Source organism: Allobosea sp. CS1GBMeth4 (genome assembly GCF_900185715.1).
Classification (GTDB): Bacteria; Pseudomonadota; Alphaproteobacteria; order Rhizobiales; family Beijerinckiaceae; genus Allobosea.
This window is the reverse complement of sequence record NZ_FYAS01000043.1, coordinates 110,022-136,216: the sequence shown is the minus strand read 5'-3', so window position 1 is coordinate 136,216 and position 26,195 is coordinate 110,022. Positions and strand designations below refer to the sequence as shown.

The 26,195-nt window shown below is 70.8% G+C and carries 30 protein-coding genes; 13 read left to right on the top strand and 17 right to left on the bottom strand.

Annotated features, from left to right (window positions below; all coding sequences use genetic code 11):
- Positions 1–31 precede the first annotated feature (31 nt).
- Positions 32–1,375 (top strand): oxygen-independent coproporphyrinogen III oxidase, encoded by a 1,344-nt coding sequence (gene hemN, locus CS1GBM4_RS21625; protein ID WP_186420825.1) that lies wholly within the window; start codon positions 32–34, stop codon positions 1,373–1,375.
- Positions 1,376–1,526: 151 nt separating this feature from the next.
- On the opposite strand, the gene CS1GBM4_RS21620 is transcribed toward hemN, so the two are convergent.
- Both CS1GBM4_RS21620 and CS1GBM4_RS21615 read right to left on the bottom strand, forming a co-directional pair.
- Positions 1,527–2,114, bottom strand: a complete 588-nt coding sequence (locus CS1GBM4_RS21620; RefSeq protein WP_186420824.1) for a UbiX family flavin prenyltransferase — start codon at positions 2,112–2,114, stop codon at positions 1,527–1,529.
- Entirely contained in the window at positions 2,111–3,637 is a 1,527-nt protein-coding gene (locus tag CS1GBM4_RS21615; RefSeq protein WP_244607338.1) for a UbiD family decarboxylase, read from the bottom strand. Before CS1GBM4_RS21615 ends, CS1GBM4_RS21620 begins: the two co-directional genes overlap by 4 nt.
- A gap of 111 nt (positions 3,638–3,748) precedes the next feature.
- Here CS1GBM4_RS21615 and CS1GBM4_RS21610 point away from each other — a divergent pair, with 111 nt between their 5' ends.
- The 6 genes from CS1GBM4_RS21610 (at position 3,749) to CS1GBM4_RS21585 (ending at position 8,488) form a co-directional block, all read left to right on the top strand.
- Positions 3,749–4,300 (top strand): SCP2 sterol-binding domain-containing protein, encoded by a 552-nt coding sequence (locus CS1GBM4_RS21610; protein ID WP_244607337.1) that lies wholly within the window; start codon positions 3,749–3,751, stop codon positions 4,298–4,300.
- Positions 4,291–5,268: a peptidase U32 family protein gene (locus CS1GBM4_RS21605; RefSeq protein WP_186420822.1), complete on the top strand. Its 978-nt coding sequence runs from the start codon at positions 4,291–4,293 to the stop codon at positions 5,266–5,268. Before CS1GBM4_RS21610 ends, CS1GBM4_RS21605 begins: the two co-directional genes overlap by 10 nt.
- Positions 5,269–5,296: 28 nt before the next feature.
- Positions 5,297–6,232 carry a U32 family peptidase gene (locus CS1GBM4_RS21600; RefSeq protein WP_186420821.1) on the top strand — a complete coding sequence of 312 codons (936 nt, stop codon included), beginning with the start codon at positions 5,297–5,299 and terminating at the stop codon, positions 6,230–6,232.
- A gap of 44 nt (positions 6,233–6,276) precedes the next feature.
- Positions 6,277–6,648, top strand: a complete 372-nt coding sequence (locus CS1GBM4_RS21595; protein WP_244607336.1) for a hypothetical protein — start codon at positions 6,277–6,279, stop codon at positions 6,646–6,648.
- Between the two features lie 127 nt (positions 6,649–6,775).
- Positions 6,776–7,222, top strand: coding sequence for a pseudoazurin (locus CS1GBM4_RS21590; RefSeq protein ID WP_186420820.1), 447 nt, complete (start codon positions 6,776–6,778; stop codon positions 7,220–7,222).
- Positions 7,223–7,279: 57 nt separating this feature from the next.
- On the top strand, positions 7,280–8,488 hold the full coding sequence (locus CS1GBM4_RS21585; protein WP_186420819.1) for an NnrS family protein: 1,209 nt from the start codon (positions 7,280–7,282) through the stop codon (positions 8,486–8,488).
- Positions 8,489–8,501: 13 nt separating this feature from the next.
- On the opposite strand, the gene CS1GBM4_RS21580 is transcribed toward CS1GBM4_RS21585, so the two are convergent.
- The 14 genes from CS1GBM4_RS21580 to CS1GBM4_RS21515 form a co-directional block, all read right to left on the bottom strand.
- Positions 8,502–9,194 carry a Crp/Fnr family transcriptional regulator gene (locus CS1GBM4_RS21580; protein WP_244607335.1) on the bottom strand — a complete coding sequence of 231 codons (693 nt, stop codon included), beginning with the start codon at positions 9,192–9,194 and terminating at the stop codon, positions 8,502–8,504.
- A gap of 111 nt (positions 9,195–9,305) precedes the next feature.
- Positions 9,306–9,569, bottom strand: a complete 264-nt coding sequence (locus tag CS1GBM4_RS21575) for a hypothetical protein (protein WP_186420818.1) — start codon at positions 9,567–9,569, stop codon at positions 9,306–9,308.
- A 1-nt stretch (position 9,570) separates the two neighbouring features.
- Complete coding sequence (locus CS1GBM4_RS21570; protein ID WP_244607334.1) at positions 9,571–10,122, bottom strand: cytochrome c oxidase subunit 3 family protein; 552 nt, start codon at positions 10,120–10,122, stop codon at positions 9,571–9,573.
- The gene (locus CS1GBM4_RS21565; RefSeq protein WP_186420817.1) at positions 10,119–11,006 is read right to left on the bottom strand and encodes an SUMF1/EgtB/PvdO family nonheme iron enzyme; all 888 of its coding nucleotides are present in this window, start codon (positions 11,004–11,006) and stop codon (positions 10,119–10,121) included. Before CS1GBM4_RS21565 ends, CS1GBM4_RS21570 begins: the two co-directional genes overlap by 4 nt.
- Positions 11,007–11,070: 64 nt before the next feature.
- Positions 11,071–12,198, bottom strand: a complete 1,128-nt coding sequence (nirK, locus tag CS1GBM4_RS21560) for a copper-containing nitrite reductase (RefSeq protein WP_186420816.1) — start codon at positions 12,196–12,198, stop codon at positions 11,071–11,073.
- A gap of 112 nt (positions 12,199–12,310) precedes the next feature.
- On the bottom strand, positions 12,311–12,595 hold the full coding sequence (locus tag CS1GBM4_RS21555; protein ID WP_186420815.1) for an iron-sulfur cluster assembly protein: 285 nt from the start codon (positions 12,593–12,595) through the stop codon (positions 12,311–12,313).
- A 2-nt stretch (positions 12,596–12,597) separates the two neighbouring features.
- Positions 12,598–13,146, bottom strand: coding sequence for a DUF2249 domain-containing protein (locus tag CS1GBM4_RS21550; protein WP_186420814.1), 549 nt, complete (start codon positions 13,144–13,146; stop codon positions 12,598–12,600).
- Positions 13,109–14,500, bottom strand: coding sequence for a hypothetical protein (locus tag CS1GBM4_RS21545; protein ID WP_186420813.1), 1,392 nt, complete (start codon positions 14,498–14,500; stop codon positions 13,109–13,111). Before CS1GBM4_RS21545 ends, CS1GBM4_RS21550 begins: the two co-directional genes overlap by 38 nt.
- A 32-nt stretch (positions 14,501–14,532) precedes the next feature.
- Entirely contained in the window at positions 14,533–14,853 is a 321-nt protein-coding gene (locus tag CS1GBM4_RS21540; RefSeq protein WP_186420812.1) for a DUF2249 domain-containing protein, read from the bottom strand.
- A gap of 103 nt (positions 14,854–14,956) precedes the next feature.
- Entirely contained in the window at positions 14,957–15,112 is a 156-nt protein-coding gene (locus CS1GBM4_RS21535) for a hypothetical protein (RefSeq protein WP_186420811.1), read from the bottom strand.
- Between the two features lie 64 nt (positions 15,113–15,176).
- Entirely contained in the window at positions 15,177–17,069 is a 1,893-nt protein-coding gene (locus tag CS1GBM4_RS21530; protein ID WP_186420810.1) for a VWA domain-containing protein, read from the bottom strand.
- Between the two features lie 8 nt (positions 17,070–17,077).
- Positions 17,078–17,902, bottom strand: coding sequence for a CbbQ/NirQ/NorQ/GpvN family protein (locus CS1GBM4_RS21525; protein WP_186420809.1), 825 nt, complete (start codon positions 17,900–17,902; stop codon positions 17,078–17,080).
- Positions 17,903–17,965: 63 nt separating this feature from the next.
- Positions 17,966–19,330 carry a cbb3-type cytochrome c oxidase subunit I gene (locus tag CS1GBM4_RS21520; RefSeq protein ID WP_186420808.1) on the bottom strand — a complete coding sequence of 455 codons (1,365 nt, stop codon included), beginning with the start codon at positions 19,328–19,330 and terminating at the stop codon, positions 17,966–17,968.
- A 22-nt stretch (positions 19,331–19,352) separates the two neighbouring features.
- Complete coding sequence (locus CS1GBM4_RS21515; protein WP_186420807.1) at positions 19,353–19,805, bottom strand: cytochrome c; 453 nt, start codon at positions 19,803–19,805, stop codon at positions 19,353–19,355.
- Between the two features lie 401 nt (positions 19,806–20,206).
- Between CS1GBM4_RS21515 and napE the strand changes: the two genes are divergently transcribed.
- Genes napE through CS1GBM4_RS21485 form a run of 6 tightly spaced genes read left to right on the top strand, consistent with a single transcriptional unit; the run spans position 20,207 to position 24,884 of the window.
- Positions 20,207–20,401 carry a periplasmic nitrate reductase, NapE protein gene (gene napE / locus CS1GBM4_RS21510; protein ID WP_186420806.1) on the top strand — a complete coding sequence of 65 codons (195 nt, stop codon included), beginning with the start codon at positions 20,207–20,209 and terminating at the stop codon, positions 20,399–20,401.
- A gap of 8 nt (positions 20,402–20,409) precedes the next feature.
- Positions 20,410–20,919 (top strand): ferredoxin-type protein NapF, encoded by a 510-nt coding sequence (gene napF, locus CS1GBM4_RS21505; RefSeq protein WP_186420805.1) that lies wholly within the window; start codon positions 20,410–20,412, stop codon positions 20,917–20,919.
- The gene (locus CS1GBM4_RS21500) at positions 20,912–21,190 is read left to right on the top strand and encodes a chaperone NapD (protein ID WP_186420804.1); all 279 of its coding nucleotides are present in this window, start codon (positions 20,912–20,914) and stop codon (positions 21,188–21,190) included. Before napF ends, CS1GBM4_RS21500 begins: the two co-directional genes overlap by 8 nt.
- On the top strand, positions 21,187–23,688 hold the full coding sequence (gene napA / locus CS1GBM4_RS21495; protein WP_186420803.1) for a periplasmic nitrate reductase subunit alpha: 2,502 nt from the start codon (positions 21,187–21,189) through the stop codon (positions 23,686–23,688). The genes CS1GBM4_RS21500 and napA overlap by 4 nt, the downstream gene beginning before the upstream one ends.
- Entirely contained in the window at positions 23,655–24,158 is a 504-nt protein-coding gene (locus tag CS1GBM4_RS21490; protein ID WP_186420802.1) for a nitrate reductase cytochrome c-type subunit, read from the top strand. The genes napA and CS1GBM4_RS21490 overlap by 34 nt, the downstream gene beginning before the upstream one ends.
- Positions 24,159–24,170: 12 nt before the next feature.
- Positions 24,171–24,884 carry a cytochrome c3 family protein gene (locus tag CS1GBM4_RS21485; protein WP_186420801.1) on the top strand — a complete coding sequence of 238 codons (714 nt, stop codon included), beginning with the start codon at positions 24,171–24,173 and terminating at the stop codon, positions 24,882–24,884.
- 18 nt (positions 24,885–24,902) lie between these two features.
- Here CS1GBM4_RS21485 and CS1GBM4_RS21480 read toward each other — a convergent pair whose 3' ends face one another.
- Positions 24,903–25,958, bottom strand: a complete 1,056-nt coding sequence (locus tag CS1GBM4_RS21480) for a nitronate monooxygenase family protein (protein ID WP_186420800.1) — start codon at positions 25,956–25,958, stop codon at positions 24,903–24,905.
- Positions 25,959–26,195: the final 237 nt, after the last annotated feature.

The following is a 26,195-nucleotide window of genomic DNA, read 5'->3' as shown; positions in this document are numbered from 1 at the left end:
AGGGCGAGAAACGGCCGACTGGAACCGCCCGATGCAGGCAACGCCTTACAGAGACGAGCGCCTTCCGCGCTATACCAGCTACCCGACCGCGCCGCATTTCAATGCCGGCGTCGATGCGCAGACCTATGCCGACTGGCTGAAGGCCCTGGCCCCGGGCACCGCGACCTCGCTCTATCTGCATGTGCCGTTCTGCCGCTCCATGTGCTGGTATTGCGGCTGCCATACCACGGTCGCCCTGCGCGACGGGCCGATCGTCGACTATCTGGCGGCCCTGCGCGGCGAGATCGCGCTCGTCGCCGCGCGGCTCTCCGGCCCGCTCGACGTGCGCCATGTCCATTTCGGCGGCGGCACGCCGACCATTCTCGAGCCGGCCGATTTCGTCGCGCTCGTCGCGCTGCTGCGAGAGCGTTTCGCCATTCATCCGCAAGCCGAGATCGCGGTCGAGATCGATCCGCGCCGGCTCGGACCGGCGATGACGGCGGCGCTGGCGGCGGCCGGCGTCAATCGCGCGAGCCTCGGCGTGCAGAGCTTCGATCCCGCCGTGCAGAAGGCGATCAACCGCGTCCAGAGCGTCGAGCAGACCGCGGCGGTGGTCGCGGGGCTGCGCGGCGCCGGCATCGCCGCGGTCAGCTTCGACCTGATCTACGGCCTGCCGAAGCAGACGGTGCAATCCTGCCTCGACACCGTCGAGCAGTGCCTGGCGATGCGGCCCGACCGGTTCTCGATCTTCGGCTACGCTCATGTCCCCGAATTCAAGAAGCACCAGCGCCGGATCGCGACCGCCGATCTGCCGGACGGGGAGGAGCGGCACGCGCAGGCGCTGGCGATGGCCGAAAGCCTCGCCGCCGCCGGCTATGTCCGCATCGGCCTCGACCATTTCGCCCGGCCCGGGGATCCGATGGCGCTCGCGCTGGCACAGGGCCGGCTCCGCCGCAATTTCCAGGGCTACACCACCGATCCCTGCGAGGCGCTGATCGGCTTCGGCGCCTCGGCGATCGGGCGGCTGCCGCAGGGCTATGTCCAGAACGAGGTGGTGATCGGCCGCTATGCCGAGCGCGTCGCCGACGGTGCGCTGCCCATCGCGAAGGGCTATCGGCTGACGGCCGAGGATCGCCTGCGCGCCGAGCTGATCGAGCGGGTGATGTGCGATCTCTCGGTCGACATCGACGCCGTCCGCGCGCAGCACCCCGTCGCCCCGGAGGTTCTCGAACCCGCCCTGCGCAAGCTCGACCAGCTGGCGCGCGAGGGCGTGATCGATTTCGACGGGAGCCGCGTCGTCCTGCCGGAGAATGCGCGCCTGCTGGTGCGCAAGGTGGCCTCGGCCTTCGACGCCCATCTCGACCAGCCGCCGCGCCAGTACAGCCGCGCCGTCTAGGGTGTTTCCCGATCGGGTGGTCGACGGCTCCAGCCGCTTAGAGCCCGTTCCAATCAGCTTGCGCCGCTAGCTGTTTGGCAAAACGGTCTCTAAACTAGAAGCGAGAGACGGATTCACCGATCAGATTGGTTTAATCTGATCGGATCCGGCTCTAGCCGCGCTCGCCGGTCCATTCGGCCGCGGCCGGCCCGGCCGGGCCGAGGTCGAGCAGGCCGATGGCGCGCAGCGCGATCTGGTCGACGATCGCGGCGATGTCGCGCGGCTGCAGATAGAAGGCCGGGACCGGCGGCGCGACGATGGCGCCATATTCGGTGACCTGCGCCATGGCCCGCAGATGCCCGAGATGCAGCGGGCTCTCCCGCACCAGCAGCACCAGCCGGCGGCGCTCCTTGAGCTGGACGTCGGCGGCGCGCGCCAGCAGGTCGTCGAGCTGGCCATAGGCGATGGCGCAGAGGCTGCGGATCGAGCAGGGCGCGACGATCATGCCGGCGGTGCGGAACGAGCCGCTGGCGATGCTGGCGCCGATATCGCGATGGTCGTGGCAGCAGCTCGCGAGCTCGCGCGCCCGCGCCGAGGCCGCCGGGCCGATCTCGGCGGCGAGCGTCCGCTCGGCCGCGGGCGAGATCACGAGATGGCTCTCGATCCGCCCGGTCTCGGCCAGGCGCTCCAGCACCCGCAGCCCGATCGCCGCGCCCGAGGCGCCGCTGATCCCGACGATGACGCGGGCGGGCTGGCTCATGGCGAGGCTCCGGGAGGGGTGGCGAGCCCGAGCGCGGGCCAGAGCGCGTCGATGCGGGCGCTGACGGCCGGGTCCATCGCCATCGGCCGGCCCCATTCCCGCTCGGTCTCGGGCGGCAGCTTGTTGGTGGCGTCGATGCCGAGCTTGCCGCCGAGGCCCGGCTTCGGCGAGGCGAAGTCGAGATAATCGATCGGCGTGTCGGCGAGGTTGACGAGGTCGCGGCTCGAATCGGCCCGGGTCGCGACCGCCCACATCACCTGCGCCCAGTCGCGCGGGTCGATGTCGGCATCCACGACGATGACGAGCTTGGTGTAGCTGAACTGCGGCAGAAGCGACCACAGGCCGAGCATCAGGCGGCGCGCCTGGCCCGGATAGCGCTTGGCGATGGCGATCACGGCGATGCGGTAGGAGCAGGCTTCCGGCGGCAGCCAGACGTCGACGACCTCAGGGAACTGTCGGCGCAGCAGCGGCAGGAACAGCACGTTGAGCGCCTCGCCGATGCGAGAGGGCTCGTCCGGCGCCCGGCCGGTGAAGGTCGAGAGGTAGAGCGGCGCGCGCCGCATCGTCACCGCCGTCACCCGCATCACGGGGAAGGGCTCGACCGAATTGTAGTAGCCGGTATGGTCGCCGAACGGGCCTTCGGGGGCGCTCTCGTCGGGCGAGACCAGCCCCTCGATCACGATCTCGGCCTCGGCCGGCACGCACAGCGGAACGCTGACGCAGGGCGTCAGCGCCGGCCGCTCGCCGCGCAGCAGGCCGGAGAAGCGGAGCTCCGGAACCGTCTCCGGCAAGGGCAGCACCGCCGACAGGATCGTCGCCGGATCGGCGCCGATCACCACCGCGACCGGCATGTCGCGGCCGAGCCGGCGCCATTGCGCGTGATGGCGCGCGCCGCCGCGATGGGCGAGCCAGCGCAGGATGGCGCGGTCGCGGCCGAGAACCTGCATCCTGTAGACGCCGAGATTACCCTCGTCCTCGTCCTCGGCCGAAGGCTCGGGTGGCACGGTCAGCACCAGCGGCCAGGTGATCAGCGGGGCGGGCTCGCCCGGCCAGCAGAGCTGCACCGGCAGCGCGCCGAGATCGACGGCCTCGCCGCGGAAGACGAGCTCCTGTACCGGTGCGCGGCGTTGCCGGCGTGGCCGCATCGACAGGGCGGCGCGCGCCAGCGGCAGCGCCTGCCAGGCCTCGGCCAGCCCGCGCGGCGGTTTCGGCTCGCGCAGCTCGGCGAGCGTGCGGCCGAGCGCCGGCAGCTTGTCCGGCTGGACGCCCAGCCCCCAGGCGACGCGCTCGACCGTGCCGAACAGGTTGGTCAGCAGCGGGATCGGCGAGACCGTGCCGTCCGGCTGCACCGGCCGTTCGAACAGCAGCGCCGGCCCGCCCTCGGCGATGACGCGGCGGTGGATCTCGGTGATCTCGTGCACCACGCTGATCGGCTCGGCGATCCTGCGCAGCTGTCCGGCGGCGTCGAGATAAGCGAGGAAGGCGCTGAGGTCGCTGAAGCGGGGCAGGTCGCGAATGGGCAAGGGCAGGGGCTCCGGTTGCCCGACCATGGCGGCATCTTCCGGAGTTGTCTTTGAGCCGGAGCAAGGACGGCGGCGGCCGGCGGCCCTAGTCTCCGCCGCCGGAGGTGATCGATGCCGGATACGAACATGACCGGGCCGCAGGCGGCTCCCGTGCGGCTGCCGCCATGGCTGGCGCGCGCCATCGCGCCGCTGCCGCTCGCGCCGCTGCAGCCGGCCCTGGCGCTGATGCTCGCCCGCATCGGCCGGGCCCATCCCGATCTCTACGACCGCCTCGGCGAGCATGCCGACAAGCGCTTCGGCATCGCCCCGACCGACCTGCCCTTCGCCTTCGTGCTGGAGCCGAAGCCGCGCCGGCCGCTCGCCCGCGCCGTGCGGACCTTGCCGGCCGGGCTCGACGCCAGCATCCACGGCCCGCTGTCCGGATTGATCGGCATGGCCGAGGGACGGCTCGACGGCGACGCGCTGTTCTTCTCGCGCATCCTCTGGGTCGAGGGCGACGTTGCCGCCGCTTTGGCGCTGCGCAACGCCGTCGACGACGCAAGGATCGATTTCGGCGCCGTCCTGCTCGGCGGCTTCGGGCCGCTCGGCCGGCATCTCGCCGACGCCGTCTGGCAGCGGCTGCAGGGCGCCTCGGCCGCCCCGGGAGGCCGGGGATGGAACTGATCTGTCCGGCCGGGACGCCGGCGAGCCTGGAAGCAGCCGTCACGGCGGGGGCCGACGCGGTCTATTGCGGCTTCCGCGACGAGACCAATGCCCGCAACTTCCCCGGCCTGAACTTCTCGCGCGAGGAGCTGCGCAAGGGCATCGCCTTCGCCCATCGCCACGGCGTCAAGGTGCTGGTCGCGATCAACACCTTCGCCCGGGCCGGCTCGTTCGGCCTCTGGCAGTCCGCGATCGACGATGCGGTCGCGGCCGGCGCCGACGCGCTGATCCTGGCGGACCTGGCGACGCTCGACTATGCCGCCAGCCGCCACCCGGCCCAGCGCCTGCATGTCTCGGTGCAGGCCGGGGCCGCCAACCCGGACGCGATCCGCTTCTATGTCGAGAGCTTCGGCGTCCGCCGGGTCGTGCTGCCGCGCGTGCTCAACGTGACCGAGATCGCCGCGATCGTGCCCGAGACCGGCTGCGAGACCGAGGTCTTCGTCTTCGGCGGCCTGTGCGTGATGGAGGAGGGGCGCTGCTCGCTGTCGAGCTACGCCACCGGCCAGTCGCCGAACATGAACGGCGTCTGCTCGCCGGCGAGCCATGTCGCCTATGCCGAGCGCGGCGGCCGCATCGTCTCGACGCTGGGTGGCTTCACCATCAACAGTTTCGGCAAGGACGAGCCGGCCGGCTACCCCACCCTGTGCAAGGGGCGCTTCGCGGTGCCGACGGGCTCGGGCTACATCTTCGAGGAGCCCGTCAGCCTCGACGCCGCAGTGATGCTGCCCGCCCTGAGCAAGGCCGGCGTGACCGCCCTCAAGATCGAGGGGCGCCAGCGCGGGCGCGCCTATATCGCGCAGGTGGTGCGCCATTTCCGCGAGATCCTCGCCGCCTTCGAGCAGGGGCGGGAGGTCCGCCCCGCCGGCCTCGCGGCCATGGCGGAAGGGCAGGCGAGCACGGCCGGCGCCTATCGCCGCGGCTGGCGCTAGGGCCGCCGGCCAGTCAGGACAATTCGAGATGCAGCTCACCCTTGGTCCCGTGCTCTATCACTGGTCGCCGGAACGCTGGCGCGACTTCCATTATCGCATCGCGGACGAGGCGCCGGTCGACACCGTGGTGGTCGGCGAGGCGGTGTGCTCGAAGCGCGCCCCCTTCAAGCAGGATCACGTCGCCGGCGTGGTCGAGCGGCTGGAGGCGGCCGGCAAGCGCGTGCTGCATGCGAGCCTGATCCTGGTCTCGCTGCCGCGCGAGCGCCGCCAGGCGCGCGAGCTGATGCAGGCGCCGGAAGCGCTGGTCGAGGTCAACGACCTGAGCTGCCTCGCCTCGCTGGCGCCGAAGCCCTTCGCCGTCGGGCCGTTCGTCAACGTCTACAACGAGATGGCGGCCGGTTTCCTGGCCCGGCGCGGCGCGCAGCGCATCTGCCTGCCGCCCGAATTGCCGCTCTCCGCCGCCGCCACCATCGCCGCCGCATTGCCGCAGGTGGCGATCGAGGTCTTCGCCTTCGGCAAACTGCCGCTGGCGATCTCGGCCCGCTGCTATCATGCGCGCGCCCACAAGCTGACCAAGGACAATTGCCGCTTCGTCTGCGAGCAGGATCCCGACGGCATGCCGGTCAGGACGCTCGACGGGGCCGGCTTCCTGTCGGTCAACGGCGTGCAGACCCTGTCGCATGGCTGCGCCAGCCTGCTCGGCGACATTCCCGCCTTGCGGCAGGCCGGCCTCGCCTCGCTGCGCCTCTCGCCGCAAGGCTGCGACATGGTCGCGGTGGCGCGGCTGTTCCGCGAGGTCGCCGACGGGCGGCTCGACCCGGAAGAGGGCGAGCGGCGCCTCGGCGAGCTCTATCCCGACCAGCCTCTCGTCAACGGCTTCCTCCATGCCGCTCCCGGACATCGCCATGTCGGAGCCGGTGCGGGAGGCGGGCGCGGCGCCGGCACATCGGCCGGCGGCGGCTGAACGGAACGGGCGCCGGGCGCCTGCCCGGGGCGAGGGAGGCCGGCATGAAGGGCGGGCACGGCAAAGGCATCTCCGACGAGCTGCTGCGCGGAGAACCACCGGCGTCGGTAAGCGATCTGATCGTCCGTCTGCGCCGAGTGCTGCGGCCGGAGGACCTCGACTGCACCTGCCGCGAGGCCCTGGATGGCGCGCTCGACCGTTTCGACCGGCTCGAGCGCCGGCGCGAGGCGCGCCGGCGGCTCGCGGCCGCCCGCGACCACAAGGACCGGATCGCCGCGCTGCTCTCCTTTCTCGCTGAGCTCGACACGCTGACCGAGGCCGAGACGGATCGCAGCGTCTTCGAGGAGATGGCGCTGCTCCTGGTCGAGATCGCGCGCAGCGCCGAGGCCGGCGCCGCGGCGCTGCGTGAGCTGTAGGATCGGCCGCGCCCCGCGCCGAACCGGTCGCGAGTTTGCGTTTTCTCAACGAGCCGCCGGGCGTCCGTCCCTAGTGTCGCGATGCAGCGAGGGGCCGATGAGCCCGCCGCGACCATGGAGAAGACAGATGTTCAGGACGATTCTGGCCGGCGCGCTGATGGCGTTGGCCGCGGCCGGCGCGAATGCGGCCGAGATCGAGGTCAAGATGCTCAACAAGGGCGCCGCGGGCGCCATGGTGTTCGAGCCGGCCCTGGTGAAGATCGCGCCGGGCGACACGGTGAAGTTCGTCGCGACCGACAAGAGCCACAATGCCGAGAGCATCGCCGAGATGCTGCCGACCGGCGCCGAGGCCTTCACGGGCAAGATGAACGAGGACGTCACCGTCACCTTCAAGGAGAACGGCGTCTACGGCGTGAAGTGCAAGCCGCATTACGGCATGGGCATGGTGGCGCTGGTGGTGGTCGGCGAGCCGACCAATCTCGAAGCCGCCGCGGCCGCCAAGCATCCCGGCAAGGCCAAGCAGGTCTTCGCCGATCTCGTCGCCAAGGCCAACCAGGTCGCCAAGGCGCAGTAATTCCGACAGGACGGATCGGGCGCGGCCGGCGGGTACCGGCCGCGCGGGAGGGCGCGCATGGCACCGATACCGAGGCTCAGGGCCTATGAAGGGCCCGCCCTTCTGTCCTACGGGTTCCGCCCGTTCTTCCTGCTGGCGGCCCTGCAGGCCGGGCTGGCGATCCTGGTCTGGCTGCCCTTCGTCACCGGCCATCTCGCCGTGCCGACCGCCTTCGCGCCGGTGGACTGGCATGTCCACGAGATGCTGTTCGGCTACCAGGCGGCGGCGATCGCCGGCTTCCTGCTGACCGCCATCCCGAACTGGACCGGCCGGCTGCCGGTCCAGGGCGTGCCGCTGCTCGTGCTCGTCCTCGCCTGGCTCGCCGGGCGGCTCGCGGTCACCGCCTCGGCCGTGATCGGCTGGCCTCTCGCCATGGCGGGCGACACCCTCTTCCTCCTCCTGCTCGCCGGCGCGGCGGCGCGCGAGATCGTGGCCGGGCGCAACTGGCGCAATCTCACGGTCGTCGCGCTGGTGATGCTGCTGCTCGCCGCCAATCTCGCCTTCCATCTCGAGGCGGGGCTGACCGGCAGCGCCGAGCTCTCCCGCCGGGCCGCGATCGCCGTCGTGCTGATGCTGGTCGCCCTGATCGCCGGGCGGATCGTGCCGAGCTTCACGCGCAACTGGCTGGCGCCGCGTGGCGCCGGCCGGCTGCCCGCGCCGTTCGGCAGCTACGACAAGCTCGTGCTCGCGGCGACCGCTCCGGCGCTCGGCCTCTGGATCGCCCTGCCGGACACCCAGGCGGCCGGCGCGGCGCTGGCGCTCGGCGCCGGGCTCCACCTCGCCAGGCTGGCCCGCTGGGCCGGCGAGCGGTGCTGGCGCAATCCCCTGCTCGTTATCCTGCATGTCGGCTATCTGTTCGTGCCGGTCGGATTCGCGCTGACGGCGGCGGCGAGCTTCGGCCTGGTCGCGCCGGGGGCCGGCCTGCACGCCTGGACCGCCGGCGCCTTCGGCACGATGACGCTCGCCGTGATGTCGCGCGCCAGCCTCGGCCACACCGGCCGGCCGCTCGTCGCGACGATGGCGACCCAGGCCGCCTATGTCCTGCTCGTGATCGGCGCCGTGGCGCGGATCTGCTCGGCGCTGGGGCACGGCCCGACCCTGCTGCTCCACCTCGCCGGGCTGTGCTGGTCGCTGGGCTTCCTCGTCTTCGCGCTGGCCTATTGGCGGGTGCTGACCGGCGCCCGCCTCGGCCCGAAGGCTGTCTCCGGCGCGCCGCAGCCCGCCTGAAGGCCCGGGGAGCCTATTCGGCATTCTCCGCCAGCCGCTTCAGGCCGGCGACATCGCAGACCACGAGCTTCTGGCGCCCGCCCTCGACCAGCCCTCGCGTCTCCCAGGCGCTGAGGATGCGCGAGACGGTGTGCAGCGTCGTGCCCGTCATCTCGGCGATGTCGCGCCGCGAGATCGGGAAATCGACGCGCAGCCCGACATCGTCGCGCTTGCCGGCCTGCTCGACCAGGCGCAGCACCGCATGCGCCACGCGCCGCTCGACCTCCTCGGTCGACATCTCGCGGATGCGGGTATGGGCCTCGTCGAGCCGCTGACCGATCGTGCGGATGGCGTTCATCGCCAGATGCGGGTTGCCCTCGACGAAGCTGTCCCAGGATTCGGTCGGCCAGGCGGCGACGAGGCTGTCGACCGCGGCGGTGGCGGTGCCCGGATAATCGGCGCGGCTGAGGGCACGGGCGAAGCCGAACAGGTCGCCGGGATGGACGACGCGCACGATGATCTGCTGGCCGTCGCGGGTGACCTGCGTCACCTTCAGCCGGCCATGCAGCAGCAGGTAGAAGGCCTTCGCCGGATCTCCCTGCTCGAACACCGAATCGCCCTGGGGCACCCGCCGCGCGCTGGCATGGGCCGTCATGCGCTCGAGCTGCGCATCGTCCATCGCCGCGAACAGCGGGATGTTGCGCAACACGCTGCGGTCCATTCCCACGTGATTGTCTTTCCCTTGCGGCGGATCCGCGCCCCGGTCCGCGACGAGCCGCCGGCCGGCGCCCGGGCCGGATATGACCGCAATCGCCGGGACCGTTCAAGTGCGGCGCGATCACCCGGCGAGGGCGATCCGGAGCCCGGCCAGCGCGCACAGCAGCGCGGCATAGCCGATCAGGCCGCCGGCGAGCGCCGCACTCTCGCGATGCAGGCGCATGAAGCCGAGGATCACCAGCCCCGCCTTGACCAGGCTCAAGGCGGCGACGGCGAAACCGCGCGGGCCGGCGGGAAGCCAGGCCACGGCGAGCAGGCTCGCGCCCGTCGCGAGCAGCAGGGCGCACAGGGTCGCGGCGAGGGGAATGTCGCGGCGAAGCTGCATCTCAGCCCAGATAGATCACGGGAAGGATCAGCAGCCAGACCAGGTCGACCAGGTGCCAGACCGTGGCCACCGTCGCGACCTGGCGCGGGGCCGGCCGCCAGGCGACGGCGAGCAGCAGCAGCGCGACGAACAGCACATGGGCGAGATGGAAGCCGGTGATCAGGAGATGGAGTTCGGGCAGGCGGCCGTCCATGGCCGCCAGCGCCGGCAGCTCGTGGCCGAAGGCGGCGAGCTTCAGCGCGCAGAAGCCGAAGCCGCCCAGGGCAGCCGCGACGAGGTTGCGGCGCGGCGCCGCTCCGGAGGCGGCGCGCGCCGCGAAGAAGCCGCTGCCGAGCAGCGTCGCGGTGGCGATGCCGGCGAGCGGCAGGTCGAGCGCGCGGTGCAGGACGGTCAGCGCCGGCGGATCGAGCGCCGACAGGAGCAGGAAGGCGCCGAGCAGCGCGCCGAAGACGGCGAGCTCGCTCCAGATCAGGATCCAGAGCAGGAGCTCCATCCCGCCTTCCTGCGCCGGTGGCGCGGCGTCGAGGCTGCTGGCGCGGACTGCGATGGTCATGCCGGCAGAAGCCGGCGCAGGCCGGCCGGGAGCCGCTCGCGCCAGCCGGGCTCCCTGACGAGCCGGAAGCCGAGATTGTCGGGCGGGGTCGCGACGGAGCAGCCGCCCGCCTTGGGATTGCGCATGAAGAAGCTCATCGGGGCGCGGTGCTGGCCCTCGACGACGTAGACGCCGCAATTGCTGGTCTCGCCGAGCGTGCGGCCGGCCGCGTCGAGCGAGACGCGGCGCAGGCAGGTCTGCGTCCATTCCCAGACATTGCCGGCGATGTCGTGGACGCCGTGCTCGTTGACGCCGAAGCTGCCGACCGGGCGCGGAGCGGGGTCGCTCGCCGCCTTGCGGTTGGCCTCGCGCTCGTAGTCGGCGAGCCAGCGCAGCGCCGGATTGGTCTCGCCGCCGTCGAGGCCGCGCCCGTCGTCGACGAAGCGCGATCCGGCCGCATGCGCCCATTCGACGTCCTTCGGCAGCCGCCAGCGCGTGCCGGTCTCGCGCGAGAGCCAGCCGGCATAGTCGGTGGCGTCGCTGTAGCTCACCCCGGTCACGGGCAGGTCGCCGCGCCCCGGCGGGTTGTCGAGCCGCTTGCAGGCGCCGGCGGCGACGCAGCGCGCATAGTCGGCGGCCGTCACTTGGTAGCGCATGATCTCGAGCGGGCTGTCGAGCGCGATCGCGACGCGCGGCGCGTCGACCGGGCGGCCGGCGCGGCTGTATTCGCCGTCGAGCCGGTGCAGCAGCGTCGTCGGGGGAATGGTCGCCGTCTGCGGCAGCGGAAGCGCGGGGAGGGGCCGCCTTGCGGGACCGGCGAGCAGCAGCGCCGCGGCGCCGGCCATGAACAGGAGCCCGAGCGAGGTCGTCACCCCGGGAAGCGAAAGGCGCAGCGTCGTGACCATGGCGAGCGGTCCCGTTCGGAGAGAAGGGCCGCCTCCCCGCCGGAGCGGGAAGGCGGCAGGCAGGTCAGATGCCGGCGGGAGCCCGGATCTGCTTCATCAGGTCGTCGTTCCACTCGCCCTCGACCTTGAAGTGCCCGGCGGCGCCGAGTTCGAAGGCCTCGATCAGGTTGTGGTTGACATAGGCGTAGATGCCCGGCTGCAGGAAGGTGTAGAGCGCCGCTCCCGCGCAGCCGCCGGGGATGAACCAGGTCTCGAGGTCGCGCTCCGGCGGGTTGCGGAACTTGCCGGTGGCCCAGACATAGTCGCCATGGCCGCCGATCAGGTGCGGGCGCGTGTCGCGATTGGCCTGCGAATGCACGATCAGCACGGTCTCGCCGACCTTGGCGGTCATGGCGTTCTTGCCGGTCAGGCCGCCGACCCGGCCGTTGAAGACGACATGGCTCGGGGTCAGCGTCCGCATCGCCTTGACCACGTCGTCATGCGACTCGCCGACGCTGGCATAGCGCTTGAACTTGCCGGTCTCGTCGCGCGGCACGTAGAAGTCCTGCTCGCCGACATAGTAGACCTTGTCGTATTTCAGCGCCTTGCCCTGATGATCCTTCAGCCCGTCGCGCGGCAGCACCATGATGGCGCCGTTCATGCCGGCGGTGACGTGCCAGGGCACCATCCCGGGAGGGGCGCAGTGGTAGACGAACACGCCCGGCCTCGTCGCCTTCCAGCGCAGCACCACCCGCTCGCCGGGGCCGACCTCGGTCAGCGCCCCGCCGCCGAGCGCGCCGGTCGACGAATGGAAGTCGATATTGTGCATCAGCTCGTTGGTTTCGGCGTTGATCAGGGTGAGCTCGACATAGTCGCCCTCGTGCACGACCATCAGCGGCCCGGGCACGGTGCCGTTGAAGGTGAAGGCGAAGGTCTCGGTGCCGGCGTCGTCGAGGACGATCTTCTTCTCGTGGATCGTCATCTCGAACTCGACGAGCTTCGGCCCGCCGGTCGCGATCTGCTCATGCGCATGCACGAAGGGCGGATCGACCAGCTTCGGCTTGACGCGCGGCAGCTTGGCCACGTCGGTGGCCGTCGCCTTGCTCATCACGGCCTGAGCCTGCGCCGGCGCGGAAGCAGCCTGGACGAGTGCCCCGGTGGCCGCCGCTCCCGCCAGAATGCTGCGGCGGGTCAGTTTGAGCTCTTCGCCCATGACTTGTCTCCTTGCCAAAGACCGGAGGTCCACCGGTCGTGAGGACTTTAGGAGCCTGGCGAAAGCGCTCTTTGTTGCAGCACAATATTTTCGACGATCTTGCGGGCGCCGATCATTCGGCGGTGACCATCGCCGGCTCCCAGGCCGGCTCGTAGGTCAGCGTCACCGTGACGGCGGTGACGCCCTCGATCGCTCCGGCCGCGGCGGCCACGGCCTCCCTGAGGAAGCCGGCGAGCGGGCAGCCGCGCGTGGTCGTGGTCATGGTGATCGCGACCTTGCCGTCGGGCGCGGCGGCGATGGCGTAGATCAGGCCGAGCTCGACGACGCTGCGGCCCATTTCTGGGTCGAGCACGTCGCGCAGCGCGATCTCGACGAGGCGTTCCAGCCGGGAGCTCATCGTCAATGCCCCTTGCCGCCGCCATGGCGGATCAGCAGCCGGTAATCCGTCCCGGACGCGTCGAAATTGCCGGCCCATTCGTGCCGGCGCTTCGCCAGCTCGGGGAAGAGGAAGACCGGCTCGCGCGCCAGCAGCGCGAACAGCACGTCTCCGGGCTCCAGGGTCTCCAGCGCTTCCAGGATGCGCACCATCGGCTCGGGCGGCTCGAGCCCGCACAGGTCGAGCTCCAGCACCGGGTCGCCCCAGAACACGGCCGAGGGGCTGCTGCCGACGGCGAGGTCCTCGCTCTCCGGCGTCTCCTGCATCCCGGCGACCGGCGAGAACGTCACCTCCCAGTCGCCGTCCGCGAGCGGCCGGTCGCTGGCGGCGAAGCCGCGATTGGCCATGACGGAGAACAGCGGCACCGGCCGGAACGGGGCGATGAGGCGCAGCGTCTGGCCGGGCGCCAGCGCGCCGACCGCGTCCATGATCGCCTGGAACGGCTCCTCGCCGGCCCGCAGCATCGGCCTGACGTCAAGCACGCGGGGCGAGGGTGCTTCGGTGATCGGCATGGGCGGAACTCCTTTCGTCGGCACGCACCAGCAGCAGCAGCGGGTAGTCATGCGCCGCCGGCCGCTCCGCGGCCTTGATCTCGGACAAGCGGCGGACGCGGACGAGTTCGGCGGCGATTCCCACGGTGCCCGCCAGGCCGGGCAGCAGGGCCCAGCGGAAACCCTGCGCCGCATCCAGGGCCAGCGCCGCCGCCGCCAGCGCGCCCCCGCCGTAATAGGCGAGGAACCACCAGCCCGTGCGCGGCATGGCGACGAGGTCGCCGACGCGCGGCGCCGGGGCGCGCCCGAGCCGGGGCGCGTAGGTCTCGAGCCAGGTGACGAAGGAGACGATCTTCACCAGCTGGGCGAGCGTGAGGCCGCCGAGCCAGCCGAAGGCGAGCAGGAATCCGAGCGCCGCGATCGGCTTCTCTCCGGCGTCGACCAGGATCGCGACGGGCAGGAGGGCGAGGCCGGCTGCCAGCGCGGCGAAGGCCGGGATGCTGGCGAGCATGTTGATCTCCAGCGCCTTGCGCCGGCGCGTGCGATAGAGGGCGAGGATGTCGCGGCCGTAGCAGGCGCCCGCGCCGGCGAGCGCGGCCAGCGCCGCGGCGAGCCAGCCCGCCCCCGGCTCCACGCCGGCGAAGGGGGCGAGGAGCCCGGCGGCGGCGAGGCCGAGCCCGAGGCCGGCGCCGATCAGCACCGGGCGCACACGGCGCGCCGGTGGCTCAGGCGCCATCATGAACATGACGAACAGCCGGTAGCTGACCCCGAAGGCGATGAGGCCGAGCCAGCCGCCGAAGCCGAGCACGGCATGGAAGGGCAGGCCGCCCGGCAGCAGCGCCGCGCCGCCGAGCCAGTCGCCCCGGCCGGACAGGACCAGCGCGAAGGTGCCGCCGCTCAGCGCCGTGGCGGCGAGGCAGGCGAGGCCGGTGAGGACGAAGCGGGCGAACAGCGCGACCGGCCGCGCGCTCAAAAGCGTCGCCGTCAGCATCAGGCCGAGCAGGGCGAAGCCGGCAAGCAGGGCTGCGGCCGCCAGTGGCAGCAGGTCGAGGGTCACCTCGATCCAGCCGGCGAGCGCCGCGAAGCCGGCGCAGAGCAGCAGCAGCCCGGTAGCGAGCGCGACCAGCGCGGGCAGGGCGAGCTGCGGGAAGGCGAGGGGGCGGTTGACCAGGACGGGAACGAACTGCAGCAGCGCCCCCGCCATGGCGAGGCTGAGCCAGCCGATCGCGACGAGATGGACGATGACGAGCGTCGCCGGCTCCGCGAGGCCGCTGGCAGGGAAGCCGACGCCGGCGACGGCGAGCGCCTCGGCCGCGATCAGGAAGGCGAGCGCCGCCGCGAAATAGCTCATCGTCCAGCGGGATAGCGACGCCATCGGCATGGCCGCAGGTCTCCCCGGCGGGCCCCTCAGTGGCCGCAGGTGCAGGAATGGCCGTCGTCATGGCCGCCGCAATCGGCGGCCCCGGCCCCGGCCCCGGCTTCGGCGCCGGCTTCGTGCCGGCCGATCTCGACCTGCCAGATCTCCGGCCCCTGCACGATGTAGGTCCAGGAATAGGCGCCGGGATAGCGCGACTCCATCTGCCGCCGCAGCGGCGCCGGATCGTGATCGTTGACGATGCTGAAAGCCTCGCCCGGGGGCAGGCGCTCCAGGATGCCGAAGATCGTGGCGTGGCGGACGACCGGCGGGATGCTGCGCACGTCCAGCGGTTCGAGGGGCAGTGTCGTCATGGGGGCCGGCTCCGGTTGCGCCTCCGCTCGGGGAGGTTCGCAAACCCTAGCCGGCCGGCGGCTGCGGCAACTTGTCGAAGCGCAAACTCTGCCGCGGCTCGCCCTATTGTTCGAGGAACAGCATGGTCGCGATGGCGAGCGACATCAGCACGGCGGCCGCGACTCCGCCCCGCTGCAGCACGCCCATGCGGTAGAGCGTCAGCGCCATCACGATGATGGCGGGCGTGGCGACGGCAAGTCCCATCTGGGCATCGGTCATCATGGTCTCCTTCCGGCGCGGCCCCGCGCAGCCTTCCCGAGGGGACGACGCGGCGCTCGGGGGCTCAGGCGGCGAGCGCGCGATAGATCGACGGCAGCGCCGCCGGCAGGCGTTCGAGCTTCGAGATCACGGCATGGCCGTTGCGGCCGAAGAGGTGCGGGATATAGGCCCGCGACTCGCGGTCGACGGTGACGGCGAAGACGCAGATGCCGGCTCGCCGGGCCTCGATCACCGCCATGCGGGTGTCCTCCATCGCGAAGCGGCCCTCGTAGTGGTCGATGTCGTTGGGCTTGCCGTCGGTCAGCACGAGCAGGAGCTTGCGCCGGTCGGGCCGGGCCTTGAGCCCGGCCGCGGCATGGCGGATCGCCGTGCCGATGCGGGTGTAGTAGCCCGGCGTCAGCGCCGCGATGCGCGCCTCCACCGCCGGCCCCATCGCCTCGTCGAAGCGCTTCAGCGTCTCGATCCGGACCCAGTCGCGCCGGCGCGAGGTGAAGGTCAGGATCTCGTGCCGGTCGCCGCAGGCCGCCAGCCCATGGGCGAAGACGGTCAGCGCCTGTTTCTCGACATCGAGCACGCGCAGATCGTCGAACCAGGAATCGGTCGAGAGCGAGACGTCCATCAGCGTCGTAACGGCGAGATCGTGCGCCTGCGGCCGGCTGGCGCGATGGATGCGGTCGCTGCCGGGCCCGCCCGCGGCGAGGTCGGCCTGGCGCCGCACCACCGCGTCGAGATCGAGGTCCGGGCCGTCGATCTGGCCGCGCTGCGGCTCGCGCAGCGGGCGCAGCGCCTCGAACTGGCGGCGGACCTGCCGCACCAGCGCGCGCGTCGCGGCGTCCTGCGCCGGCGGCTCGCGCTCCTGGCGCGCGGTGGCGGCGAGGACGCGGCAATGGTCCTCGCGATAGCAGGCGCTGCGGAAATCCCATTCCGGATAGGTCAGCGCCCCGGCGAGCGCGGCCTCGTCGATCGCCTCGGGCGGCAGGTCGAGATCGAAGCGGAAGCGCGAGGCCGGGCGGCCCTTGCGCTCGCTCAGCACCATGTCGTCGAGCTCGTCCGCCGCCTCGGGATCATGGTCCTCGCTGTCGTCGGAGGGGCGGTCGACCGCCACCATCTCCGACATCGCCAGGATCTTCTCGAAGCGGTTGAGGATGAAGGGGCTGCGCTCGCGCCAGTCCTCGGCGGTCTCGTCGCGGCTGGCGGCATAGGCCTTGGCCTGCTCTTCGGCGCGGGCCTGGGCCGGCGGCGGCCGGTCCTCCTCGCGCCGCCGCGTACGGACGGGCGCGGCCGCGGCCGCCAGCGGCCAGAGCGGGACGCCGAGCGCCGGCAGATAGCCCGGCGGAGCCTTGGCCGGCCAGCCTTGCCCGGGGATGTCGGCGTCCTTGTCGTGCAGCAGGGCGCGGATCAGTTCCTCCACCCTGGCCTCCGTCGCAGGCAGCCCCTCCCGCCGCCGGCTCGCGAGCATCGCCGCAGCCAGCCGCCAATAAACCGGCTGCAGGCCCGGGAAGGCCGCCAGGACCGCCGCGACCAGCAGGCGCGCCGCCGCGATCAGGGCGATGTCGCGCTGGAGCGGATCGGTTTCCGTCACCGGGCGGGGCGGCATCAGGGCCATGCAGGCGGCCAGCCAGACATAGAGGTCGCGATTCAGCGCGGGCTCGGGGAAGAGCGCGATCTCGCCGGGGAGCTGCAGGCTGTCCGGCGTGCGCACCGCCAGCGACAGGCGTTCCTCGCCGAGGCCGACGCGCTGGCGCAGGTTGAGTCGGTGCGCCGCGGCGCGCCCGCGCGCCGGTACCAGCCTGACGCCGGGCTCGCCGCCGAAGCCGCGGAAGCAGACCGCGAGCGTCGGTGCGATCGTCGTCAGCGTCACCGCCGCCTGCGGGTGGTGCGGCAGGCTCGCCGTGTCGCCGACCAGCCGGTGCCAGAGGCGCCCGACCGTCTCTTCCAGCTCGAGGAAGTCCAGCATGGCGGCACCTAGCCGAGCACGGCGCGCGCGACCTCGACGAGGCCGGTCCGGACCTCCGGCTCGTCGGTCAGCGGCTCGATGATCGCGGCCAGCACCGCCTCCTGCCGCGGCAGCCCGGCTGCGATCAGGCTGGCGGCGTAGACGACGAGACGGGTCGAGACGCCTTCCTCGATATCCTGCCCCTTCAGGCTGCGCAGACGCCGGGCGAGGTCGACCAGCGGCGCCACGGCGCTTTCCGCCAGCCCGCTCTCCTGCGCCACCACGGCGATCTCCGCGTCGCGCGGCAGGAAGTCGAAGCTGATCGAGACGAAGCGCTGGCGGGTCGAGGGCTTCAGGTTCTTCAGCAGGTTCTGGTAGCCGGGATTGTAGGAGACCGCGATCATGAAGGAGGGCGGGGCGGCGAGCAGCTCGCCGGTGCGCTCCAGCGGCAGGATGCGGCGGTCGTCGGTCAGGGGATGCAGCACCACCGCGACGTCCTTGCGAGCCTCGACGATCTCGTCGAGATAGCACAGGCCGCCCTCGCGCACGGCGCGCGTCAGCGGCCCGTCGACCCAGACGGTCTCGCCGCCCCTGAGCAGGTGGCGGCCGGTCAGGTCGGCGGCGGAGAGGTCGTCATGGCAGGCGACGGTGAACAGCGGCAGGCCGAGCCGGGCCGCCATATGCGCGACGAAGCGCGTCTTGCCCGAGCCGGTCGGCCCCTTGAGCAGTAGCGGCAGGCGCCGCTCCCAGGCCTTCTCGAACAGGAAGCACTCGTTGCCGGAGGCGGTGTAGGCGGGGATGGCGAGCGCGTCGGCCGCAGGCGGCGCGACGGGCAGGCGCGGGATCATGTTCATCGGGAGAACCTTCGCGGAGGGAGGGGCGGCGGCCCGCCGGCCGGAAGCCGGCGGGCGGGGCGGTCATTCCGCCGGCTGGGCGAGGGCGATCGGCGCCGCGCTGCGCTCGCGGCCGGGCACGAGCACGGCGAAGACGAACATCAGCGCCGAGATCACCACGACCACGCCGGAGCCGAGCCGGACCCAGTAGAACAGGGCGACCTGGTCCTGCACGTCCATGAAGCTCTGGCCGAGCACGCGCTGGAGATGGACCTGGACCACGCCGGCGAAGGTCAGGGCGAAGGTCATCACCGACATCGCCGTCACCATCATCCAGAAGCTCGCGATCGAGAGCCACTGGTTATAGGGCGCGCGTCCCTTCAGCTCAGGGATGGCATAGGCCATCACCGCGAGGTTCAGCATCACATAGGCCCCGAAGAAGGCGAGGTGGCCATGGGCGGCGGTGACCTGCGTGCCATGGGTGTAGTAGTTCACCGAGGACAGGGTGTGCAGGAAGCCCCAGACGCCGGCGCCGAAGAAGGCCATCACCGAGCAGCCGATCGACCAGAGCAGCGCCGCCTTGTTCGGATGGTTGCGGCCCGCCTTCCAGGTCATCTGGAAGGTGAAGATCACCATGGTGAAGAAGGGCGCGACCTCGAGAGTCGAGAACAGCGAGCCGATCCACTGCCAGTATCCGGGCGCGCCGATCCAGTAATAATGGTGGCCGGTGCCGAGGATGCCGGAGAACAGGGCGAGGCCGACGATGACGTAGAGCCACTTCTCGACCACCTCGCGGTCGACGCCGTTGAGCTTGATCATCAGGAAGGCCAGCACCGAGGCCATGATCAGCTCCCAGACGCCCTCGACCCAGAGGTGGATGACGTACCACCAGTACATCTTGTCCAGGGCGAGGTTGATCGGGTTGTAGAAGGCGAACAGGAAGAAGATCGCCAGGCCCCACAGGCCGAAGAGCAGGATGTTGGTGACGGTGGTCTTGCGGCCCTTCAGCGAGGTCATGGTGATGTTGAACAGGAACATCAGCACGACCACGACGATGCCGACCTTGATCGCGAAGGGCTGCTCGAGGAATTCGCGCCCCTCGTGGATCCGGAAGAGATAGCCGACCACGGCGACGGCGGCCGCCACGAAGAACAGCCAGAACTGGATGACCGCGATCCTGCGGCTGTAGAGCTCGGTCTGCGCCTCCTCGGGCAGCAGGTAATAGGTCGCTCCCATGAAGCCGAGCAGCAGCCACACCACCAGCGCGTTGGTGTGGATCATGCGCACGATGTTGAAGGGCAGGATGACCGAAAGCGTATTGGGCAGGACATAGATCAGTCCCGCCACGACCCCGAAGGCGACCTGCGCGATGAACAGGGCGAGCGCTCCGTAGAAATAGAGCATCGCGACGTTCTGGGTCTCGTATCTCGTCGTGTTGTAGCCTGGCATGGCTCTCTCCTGTCGCGACGTCTCAGCCGGCCTCGTTGGGCGGCCAGTTCTGGGTCTTGATCCGGCTCGTCCATTCGAGGAAATCGGCGAGATCGTTGAGTTCCTGATCGGTCAGGTTGAACTGCGGCATCTGGCGCCGGCCCTCGATCCCGGTCGGCTGCGCCGCCATCCAGGCCTTGAGGCTCTCGCGCGCCCCGGCCGCGTCCTTGTCGCCGCCATAGCGCTTCCAGACATTGCCGAGCTCGGGCGCGAAATAGGCGCCCTCGCCGAGCAGCGTGTGGCAGTTGATGCAGGAGTTGCGCTCCCAGACATGCTTGCCGCGGGCGACCGCCGGCGTGAGCGTCGATTCGTCGGTGGATTTGGTCCGCATGAACCAGTGGCTGTGGGCGGTGAGCCCGACGAAGATGGCGAAGAAGAAGATCGATCCGCCGTAGAAGACATTGCGGGCTCCCGCCTTTGTCAGACGTTCGGCCATGCGTTCACCCTTCCCTTGCGAGCGTTAGCGGGGCGGCGCCGGCGGGGCCGGCTTGAAGCGCCCCGCATGCGGGCGGCAGGGGGCTCGCCGGTGATAGCGACGCGGCCGGCGGGCTTCTTTGCGTTTCGGCAAAGAGGGCGCCGCCTGGACGGGTGGCGGGACGGCGCGGGCCCGGCCGATCCGCGCGAAAGCGGCGGCTCCGCCCCGGAGCGAGCGCCGCGCCTTGCCGGATCGGTGGCATTCGGCGGGTCCTGTTTGCGGGGCGTCAAAGACGGCGACGAAAGCCGGCCGCCATGCCCCGGCCGGGATGGACAAGGTCGCCGCGATCCTTATGCTCCTTGGTCGATCTCCAATCTGGCTCCGGCGCGGTATGTGACCGCCCGCCGCCCAAGGGACGAGACATGGCGACCGAGACTGCAGAGACGAGCAGCCCCGAGGCCCTTCCGGACAAACCGAGCAGGCGCGCCGAATTCCTGGCTTTCCTGACGCTCGCGGTCCTGATCTGGCCCGTGGTCGCGGTCGGCGTGGTCGGCGGCTACGGCTTCCTGGTCTGGATGTCGCAGATCGTCCTCGGCCCTCCCGGCCCCCCGCGCTGAGGGCGGCCATGGACAGGGACGCCATTGATCTCGGGCGGCGCGGTTTCCTGACCGGCCGGCGCCTGCCGCGGCCCGACAGAGTCTATCCGCCATGGTCGCGCGCCGCCTCGCTCGCCGCCGCCTGCACCGGCTGCGGCGCCTGTGTGCCGGCCTGTCCGCAGCACATCGTCGCGCTCGATGCGGACGGCTATCCGGCCCTGGATTTCGCCGCGGGCGAGTGCAGCTTCTGCGGCGCCTGCGAGCAGGCCTGTCCCGAGCCGGTCTTCGACCGGTCCTTGCCCGCCTTCGCCCATGTCGCCGCGATCGGCGCCGAGTGCTTCGCCGCGCGCGGCATCGTCTGCCAGAGCTGCGGCGACGCCTGTCCCGAGGCGGCGATCGGCTTCCGGCCGCGGCTCGGCGGCCCGGCCCTGCCGGAGGTGGCGGCGGATCGCTGCAGCGGCTGCGGCGCCTGCATCGCGGCCTGCCCGGCGCGGGCCGTCGTCTTGGCGGCGCCGGGCATGGAGGCGGCTCATGGCTGAGCGCTCCGCCCCGCGCTACCATCATATTTCGAGCGCGGTCGTCTCGGCGCTTCCGGCGCATCTCGACACCGTCCTCGCCTGCATCGGGCAGATGCCGGACACCGAGGTGCACCGGGTCGAGAACGGCAAGATCGTGATCGTCCTGGAAGGCGCCAGCACCGGCGTGATCGGCGAGCGGCTGGCCGCGATCGGCCTGCTCGACGGCGTGCTCTCGGCCAACATGGTGTTCGAGCAGATCGAAGACCTCGACGATCCTGGAGTAGACCCATGACCCTGTCCCGTCGCGAGATGCTGAAGGCGCAGGCGGCCGGCGTCGCCGCGCTCGCCGCCAATATGAGCGTTCCGGCCGAGGCTCAGCCCGTCACGGGCGGCGTCGACAGCCTGCAGATCAAATGGTCGAAGGCGCCCTGCCGCTTCTGCGGCACCGGCTGCGGCGTCATGGTCGGCGTCAAGGAAGGCAAGGTCATCGCCACCCATGGCGACATGAAGGCCGACGTCAACCGCGGCCTCAACTGCATCAAGGGCTATTTCCTCTCGAAGATCATGTATGGCAGCGACCGGCTGACCCAGCCGCTGCTGCGCAAGAAGAACGGCGTCTACGCCAAGGACGGCGAGTTCACCCCGGTCTCCTGGGAGGAGGCCTTCGACACCATGGCCGCCAAGGCCAAGGCGACCCTGAAGGCCAAGGGGCCGACCGCGCTCGGCATGTTCGGCTCCGGCCAGTGGACGATCTTCGAGGGCTATGCCGCGACCAAGCTGATGCGGGCCGGCTTCCGCTCCAACAATCTCGACCCCAACGCCCGCCACTGCATGGCCTCGGCCGCCTACGCCTTCATGCGCACCTTCGGCATGGACGAGCCGATGGGCTGCTACGACGATTTCGAGCATGCCGACGCCTTCGTGCTCTGGGGCTCGAACATGGCGGAGATGCACCCGATCCTGTGGACCAGGGTGACCGACCGCCGGCTCGGCCACCCGCACGTCAAGGTCGCTGTGCTCTCGACCTTCACCCACCGCAGCTCCGACCTCGCCGACATCCCGATCGTGTTCAAGCCGGGCACGGACCTGGCGATCCTCAACTACATCGCCAACCACATCATCTCGACCGGGCGGGTGAACAAGGACTTCGTCGACAGGCACACCACCTTCGTGAAGGGCGCGACCGAGATCGGCTACGGCCTCCGGCCGGACGATCCGCGCGAGGTCAAGGCGAGGAAGGCGGCCGACGCGGCGGCGACGACCCCGATCGATTTCGACGCCTACGCCGCCTTCGTGAAGGACTACACGCTGGAGAAGGTCTCGGCCTTGACCGGGGTCGAGCCCGGCTTCCTGCAGCAGCTCGCCGAGCTCTACGCCGACCCCAAGCGCAAGGTCGTCTCGCTCTGGACGATGGGCTTCAACCAGCATGTGCGCGGCGTCTGGGCGAACCAGCTCGTCTACAACCTGCATCTGCTGACCGGAAAGATCTCCGAGCCCGGCAACAGCCCGTTCTCGCTGACCGGCCAGCCTTCCGCCTGCGGCACCGCCCGCGAGGTCGGCACCTTCGCCCATCGCCTTCCGGCCGACATGACGGTGGTCAATCCCGAGCACCGCAAGCATGCCGAGGAGATCTGGCGCGTCCCCCATGGCATCATCCCGGACAAGCCGGGCTACCATGCCGTCGAGCAGGACCGGATGCTCAAGGACGGCAAGCTCAATTTCTACTGGATCCAGGTCAACAACAACCTGCAGGCCGCGCCGAACAGCACCGGCGAGACCTATCCGGGCTATCGCAATCCCGATAATTTCATCGTCGTCTCCGACGCCTATCCCACCGTCACGGCGATGGCGGCGGACCTGATCCTGCCGGCGGCGATGTGGGTCGAGAAGGAGGGCGCCTACGGCAATGCCGAGCGGCGCACCCATGTCTGGCATCAGCTGGTCAATGCGCCGGGCCAGGCGCGCTCCGACCTCTGGCAGCTGATGGAGTTCTCGAAGCGCTTCACCACGGACGAGGTCTGGCCGGCCGAAATCCTGGACGCCAATCCGAACTACAAGGGCAAGACCCTGTTCGACGTGCTGTTCAGGAACGGCCAGGTCGACAAGTTCGCGCTCTCCGAGATCGATCCCGGCTACGAGAACCATGAAGCCAAGCATTTCGGCTTCTACGTCCACAAGGGGCTGTTCGAGGAATACGCCTCCTTCGGCCGCGGCCACGGGCATGATCTCGGCCCCTACGAGCTCTATCACGAGGTCCGCGGCCTGCGCTGGCCGGTCGTCGACGGCAAGGAGACGCTCTGGCGCTACCGGGAGGGGCTCGACCCCTATGTGAAGCCGGGCAAGGGCGTCGAGTTCTACGGCAACAAGGATGGCAAGGCGCGCATCATCGCGGTCCCCTACGAACCGCCGGCGGAGGTGCCGGACGGCGAATACGACCTCTGGCTGGTGACCGGCCGCGTGCTCGAGCACTGGCATTCCGGCTCGATGACCATGCGCGTGCCGGAGCTCTACCGGGCCTTCCCCGGCGCGCGCTGCTTCATGCATCCCGAGGATGCCCGCAAGCGCGGGCTCAACCAGGGCTCCGAGATCAGGCTGATCTCGCGGCGCGGCGAGATGCGCACCCGCGTCGAGACGCGCGGGCGCAACCGCATGCCGCCCGGCGTGGTCTTCGTGCCCTGGTTCGACGCCAGCCAGCTCATCAACAAGACGACGCTCGACGCCACCGATCCCATCTCCAAGCAGACGGATTTCAAGAAATGCGCGGTCAAGATCGTTCCGGTCTCGGGCTGATGCGCTCGCTGACCGTCCTCGGGGCCGCCGTCGCGGCGGGCCTCGTCCTCGCCTTCGGCGCGGCGCTCTCGCAGGAGGGCGCGCCGGTGAAGATCGTGCCGCGCCTGACCGGCACGGCCGATCCGATGGCGCTCGAGCGGGTGCCGGCGCTCGGCCGCCCGGTCGTCGACGACGTCAGGCGCATGCGCAACTACCCGGAGCAGCCGCCGGTGATCCCGCATGCGATCGACGGCTATCAGCTGACGCTGAACACCAATCGCTGCATGGACTGCCACAAGCGCGAGTTCACCGAAGGCTCGGGCGCGCCGATGATCAGCGTCACCCATTTCCAGGACCGCGACGGGCAGGTGCTCTCGGACGTGACGCCGCGGCGCTATTTCTGCACCGCCTGCCATGTCCAGCAGAGCGATGTGCCGCCGCTGGTCCAGAACCGGTTCCAGGATGCCAAAGACATCGGCCGGAAGCCGTAGCGGGGCGGGATCATGGCGAGGCTCAAATCCCTTTTCCTGCGGCTGTGGGGCGCCCTGCTGCGCTTCTGGCACATCGTCAGCCGGCCGAGCGCCTATCTGCCGCTCGGCTTCCTGACGCTGGGCGGGTTCGTCTGCGGCGTGATCTTCTGGGGCGGCTTCAACACCGCGCTGGAGATCACCAACACCGAGAAGTTCTGCACCTCCTGTCACGAGATGCGCGACAACGTCTATCAGGAGCTGACGCAGACCGTGCACTTCTCCAACCGCTCGGGCGTGCGCGCGACCTGCCCGGACTGCCATGTCCCGCACAACTGGACGGACAAGATCGCCCGCAAGATGCAGGCCTCCAAGGAGGTCTGGGGCAAGATCTTCGGCACGATCTCGACGCGCGAGAAGTTCCTCGACATGCGCCTCGAGCTCGCCAAGCACGAATGGGCCCGGCTCAAGGCGAACGATTCGCTCGAATGCCGCAACTGCCACTCCTCGGTGGCGATGGACTTCACCAAGCAGACCCGCCGCGCCGCCGAGATCCACGGCCGCTTCCTCACCACCGGCGAGAAGACCTGCATCGACTGCCACAAGGGCATCGCCCATCTGCTGCCCAACATGACCGGCATCGAGCCGGGCTGGAAGGAGGCGCCGGAGCTGCAGGGCAAGGGCAGCGCCTCCTGGCATGGTCCGGAGCGGGCGGTCAGCGCCTATCTGGCCGAGATCGAGCGGCGCTGAGGGTGCCGCGGACGGGCCTCATTCGTCCAGGCCGGCGAGCCTGCGCGTCAGGGCCGCCGACGACATCGCTCTGGCGAGCGGGAAGGCCTGCCCGGCCCAGAGCAGGGTGAAGTCGTCGCGGCCCGCCGCTTCGGCGGCGGCGCGCAGCGGCCCCAGCGCCGTGCCGGCGGTCGGGAAGGGCGGCGCGAGTTCGCTGAGCGGGCCGAGCTCCGCCATGGCGCGGTTGACGATGCCACGCGCCGGCCGGCCGGTGAACAGGTTGGTGATCGCGGTCGGGCGCTCGCCCATGCCGAGCGCCTTGCGATAGATCGGCGAGATGCCGGCCTCGGGCGTGAACAGATAGGCGGTGCCGACCTGCACGGCGGCGGCGCCGAGCGCGAAGGCGGCTTCCACGCCGCGCCGGTCGCTGATGCCGCCGGCGGCGATCACCGGCACGGACACGGCGTCGACGATCTGCGGCACCAGGGCGAAGGTGCCGACCTGTTCCGACATCCTGTCGGTCAGGAAGCTGCCGCGATGGCCGCCGGCCTCGGCGCCCATGGCGATGACCGCGTCGACGCCGCGCCCGGCGAGCCAGCGCGCCTCGGCCACCGTGGTCGCCGAGGCGATCACCCTGGCGCCGGTCCGCTTCACCCGCTCGAACAGCTCCGGCGCCGGCAGGCCGAAATGGAAGCTGACGATCTCGGGCCGGTAATCCTCGACCACGGCCGCCGAGGTCGCGTCGAAGGGCGCGCGCCCGCTCGGCGTCTTCGGCATATCCGGATCGAGCCCGGCCTCGGCATAGTAGCCGGACAGCCGCGCGAGCCAGGCCGCCTGGCGCGCCGGATCGTCCGCCGGGTTGGCATGGGCGAAGAAGTTGAGGTTGATCGGCCGGCGCGTCCCCGCCCGTACCGTGTCGAGAGCCGCCCGGAGGCCGGCCTCGTTGTACTGTGCGCTCGCCAGCGAGCCGAGGCCGCCGGCCTCGGCCACGGCGACGACCATCTCCGGCGTGGTCGAGCCCGCCATCGGCGCCTGGATGACCGGCAGCTCGACGCCGAGAAGGTTGAGCAGCCGGGACTGCGCTGTGCTGGTCATGAGATCGCTCCTCGTGCGGCGAGCGGCCAGTGTCCGTCCCGGCCAGCCGATTTCAAGGCGAAGGTCGGCGCATCCGGAGTGCGCAATTCAGCCGGCCCCGGTCCGGGCCCCTGACGGCCCATCGGCAAATCCCGAGCCCACCGAAATCCCGAGCCCTACGACGGATTCCGGCGCTCCGCTGCGCTGCGGCCGGAATGACGGCGCAAGATGGTGAAAGCGAAGCCATGCCGTGGGTTC

Bases quoted from the DNA above. Each gene is read 5' to 3' on its own strand.
- CS1GBM4_RS21555 (WP_186420815.1), bottom strand. From the start codon at position 12,595: ATGAGCTCCCGGCTGGAACGCCTCGTCGAGATCGCGCTGCGCGACGTG.
- nirK (WP_186420816.1), bottom strand. From the start codon at position 12,198: ATGGGCGAAGAGCTCAAACTGACCCGCCGCAGCATTCTGGCGGGAGCG.
- CS1GBM4_RS21515 (WP_186420807.1), bottom strand. From the start codon at position 19,805: ATGGCCGAACGTCTGACAAAGGCGGGAGCCCGCAATGTCTTCTACGGC.
- napE (WP_186420806.1), top strand. From the start codon at position 20,207: ATGGCGACCGAGACTGCAGAGACGAGCAGCCCCGAGGCCCTTCCGGAC.
- CS1GBM4_RS21575 (WP_186420818.1), bottom strand. From the start codon at position 9,569: ATGCAGCTTCGCCGCGACATTCCCCTCGCCGCGACCCTGTGCGCCCTG.
- CS1GBM4_RS21485 (WP_186420801.1), top strand. From the start codon at position 24,171: ATGGCGAGGCTCAAATCCCTTTTCCTGCGGCTGTGGGGCGCCCTGCTG.
- hemN (WP_186420825.1), top strand. From the start codon at position 32: ATGCAGGCAACGCCTTACAGAGACGAGCGCCTTCCGCGCTATACCAGC.
- napF (WP_186420805.1), top strand. From the start codon at position 20,410: ATGGACAGGGACGCCATTGATCTCGGGCGGCGCGGTTTCCTGACCGGC.
- CS1GBM4_RS21585 (WP_186420819.1), top strand. From the start codon at position 7,280: ATGGCACCGATACCGAGGCTCAGGGCCTATGAAGGGCCCGCCCTTCTG.
- CS1GBM4_RS21490 (WP_186420802.1), top strand. From the start codon at position 23,655: ATGCGCGGTCAAGATCGTTCCGGTCTCGGGCTGATGCGCTCGCTGACC.
- CS1GBM4_RS21545 (WP_186420813.1), bottom strand. From the start codon at position 14,500: ATGGCGTCGCTATCCCGCTGGACGATGAGCTATTTCGCGGCGGCGCTC.
- CS1GBM4_RS21600 (WP_186420821.1), top strand. From the start codon at position 5,297: ATGCAGCTCACCCTTGGTCCCGTGCTCTATCACTGGTCGCCGGAACGC.
- CS1GBM4_RS21565 (WP_186420817.1), bottom strand. From the start codon at position 11,006: ATGGTCACGACGCTGCGCCTTTCGCTTCCCGGGGTGACGACCTCGCTC.
- CS1GBM4_RS21500 (WP_186420804.1), top strand. From the start codon at position 20,912: ATGGCTGAGCGCTCCGCCCCGCGCTACCATCATATTTCGAGCGCGGTC.
- CS1GBM4_RS21620 (WP_186420824.1), bottom strand. From the start codon at position 2,114: ATGAGCCAGCCCGCCCGCGTCATCGTCGGGATCAGCGGCGCCTCGGGC.
- CS1GBM4_RS21525 (WP_186420809.1), bottom strand. From the start codon at position 17,902: ATGAACATGATCCCGCGCCTGCCCGTCGCGCCGCCTGCGGCCGACGCG.
- CS1GBM4_RS21595 (WP_244607336.1), top strand. From the start codon at position 6,277: ATGAAGGGCGGGCACGGCAAAGGCATCTCCGACGAGCTGCTGCGCGGA.
- CS1GBM4_RS21480 (WP_186420800.1), bottom strand. From the start codon at position 25,958: ATGACCAGCACAGCGCAGTCCCGGCTGCTCAACCTTCTCGGCGTCGAG.
- CS1GBM4_RS21590 (WP_186420820.1), top strand. From the start codon at position 6,776: ATGTTCAGGACGATTCTGGCCGGCGCGCTGATGGCGTTGGCCGCGGCC.
- CS1GBM4_RS21520 (WP_186420808.1), bottom strand. From the start codon at position 19,330: ATGCCAGGCTACAACACGACGAGATACGAGACCCAGAACGTCGCGATG.
- CS1GBM4_RS21550 (WP_186420814.1), bottom strand. From the start codon at position 13,146: ATGCCGATCACCGAAGCACCCTCGCCCCGCGTGCTTGACGTCAGGCCG.
- CS1GBM4_RS21530 (WP_186420810.1), bottom strand. From the start codon at position 17,069: ATGCTGGACTTCCTCGAGCTGGAAGAGACGGTCGGGCGCCTCTGGCAC.
- napA (WP_186420803.1), top strand. From the start codon at position 21,187: ATGACCCTGTCCCGTCGCGAGATGCTGAAGGCGCAGGCGGCCGGCGTC.
- CS1GBM4_RS21570 (WP_244607334.1), bottom strand. From the start codon at position 10,122: ATGACCATCGCAGTCCGCGCCAGCAGCCTCGACGCCGCGCCACCGGCG.
- CS1GBM4_RS21610 (WP_244607337.1), top strand. From the start codon at position 3,749: ATGCCGGATACGAACATGACCGGGCCGCAGGCGGCTCCCGTGCGGCTG.
- CS1GBM4_RS21605 (WP_186420822.1), top strand. From the start codon at position 4,291: ATGGAACTGATCTGTCCGGCCGGGACGCCGGCGAGCCTGGAAGCAGCC.
- CS1GBM4_RS21540 (WP_186420812.1), bottom strand. From the start codon at position 14,853: ATGACGACACTGCCCCTCGAACCGCTGGACGTGCGCAGCATCCCGCCG.
- CS1GBM4_RS21535 (WP_186420811.1), bottom strand. From the start codon at position 15,112: ATGACCGATGCCCAGATGGGACTTGCCGTCGCCACGCCCGCCATCATC.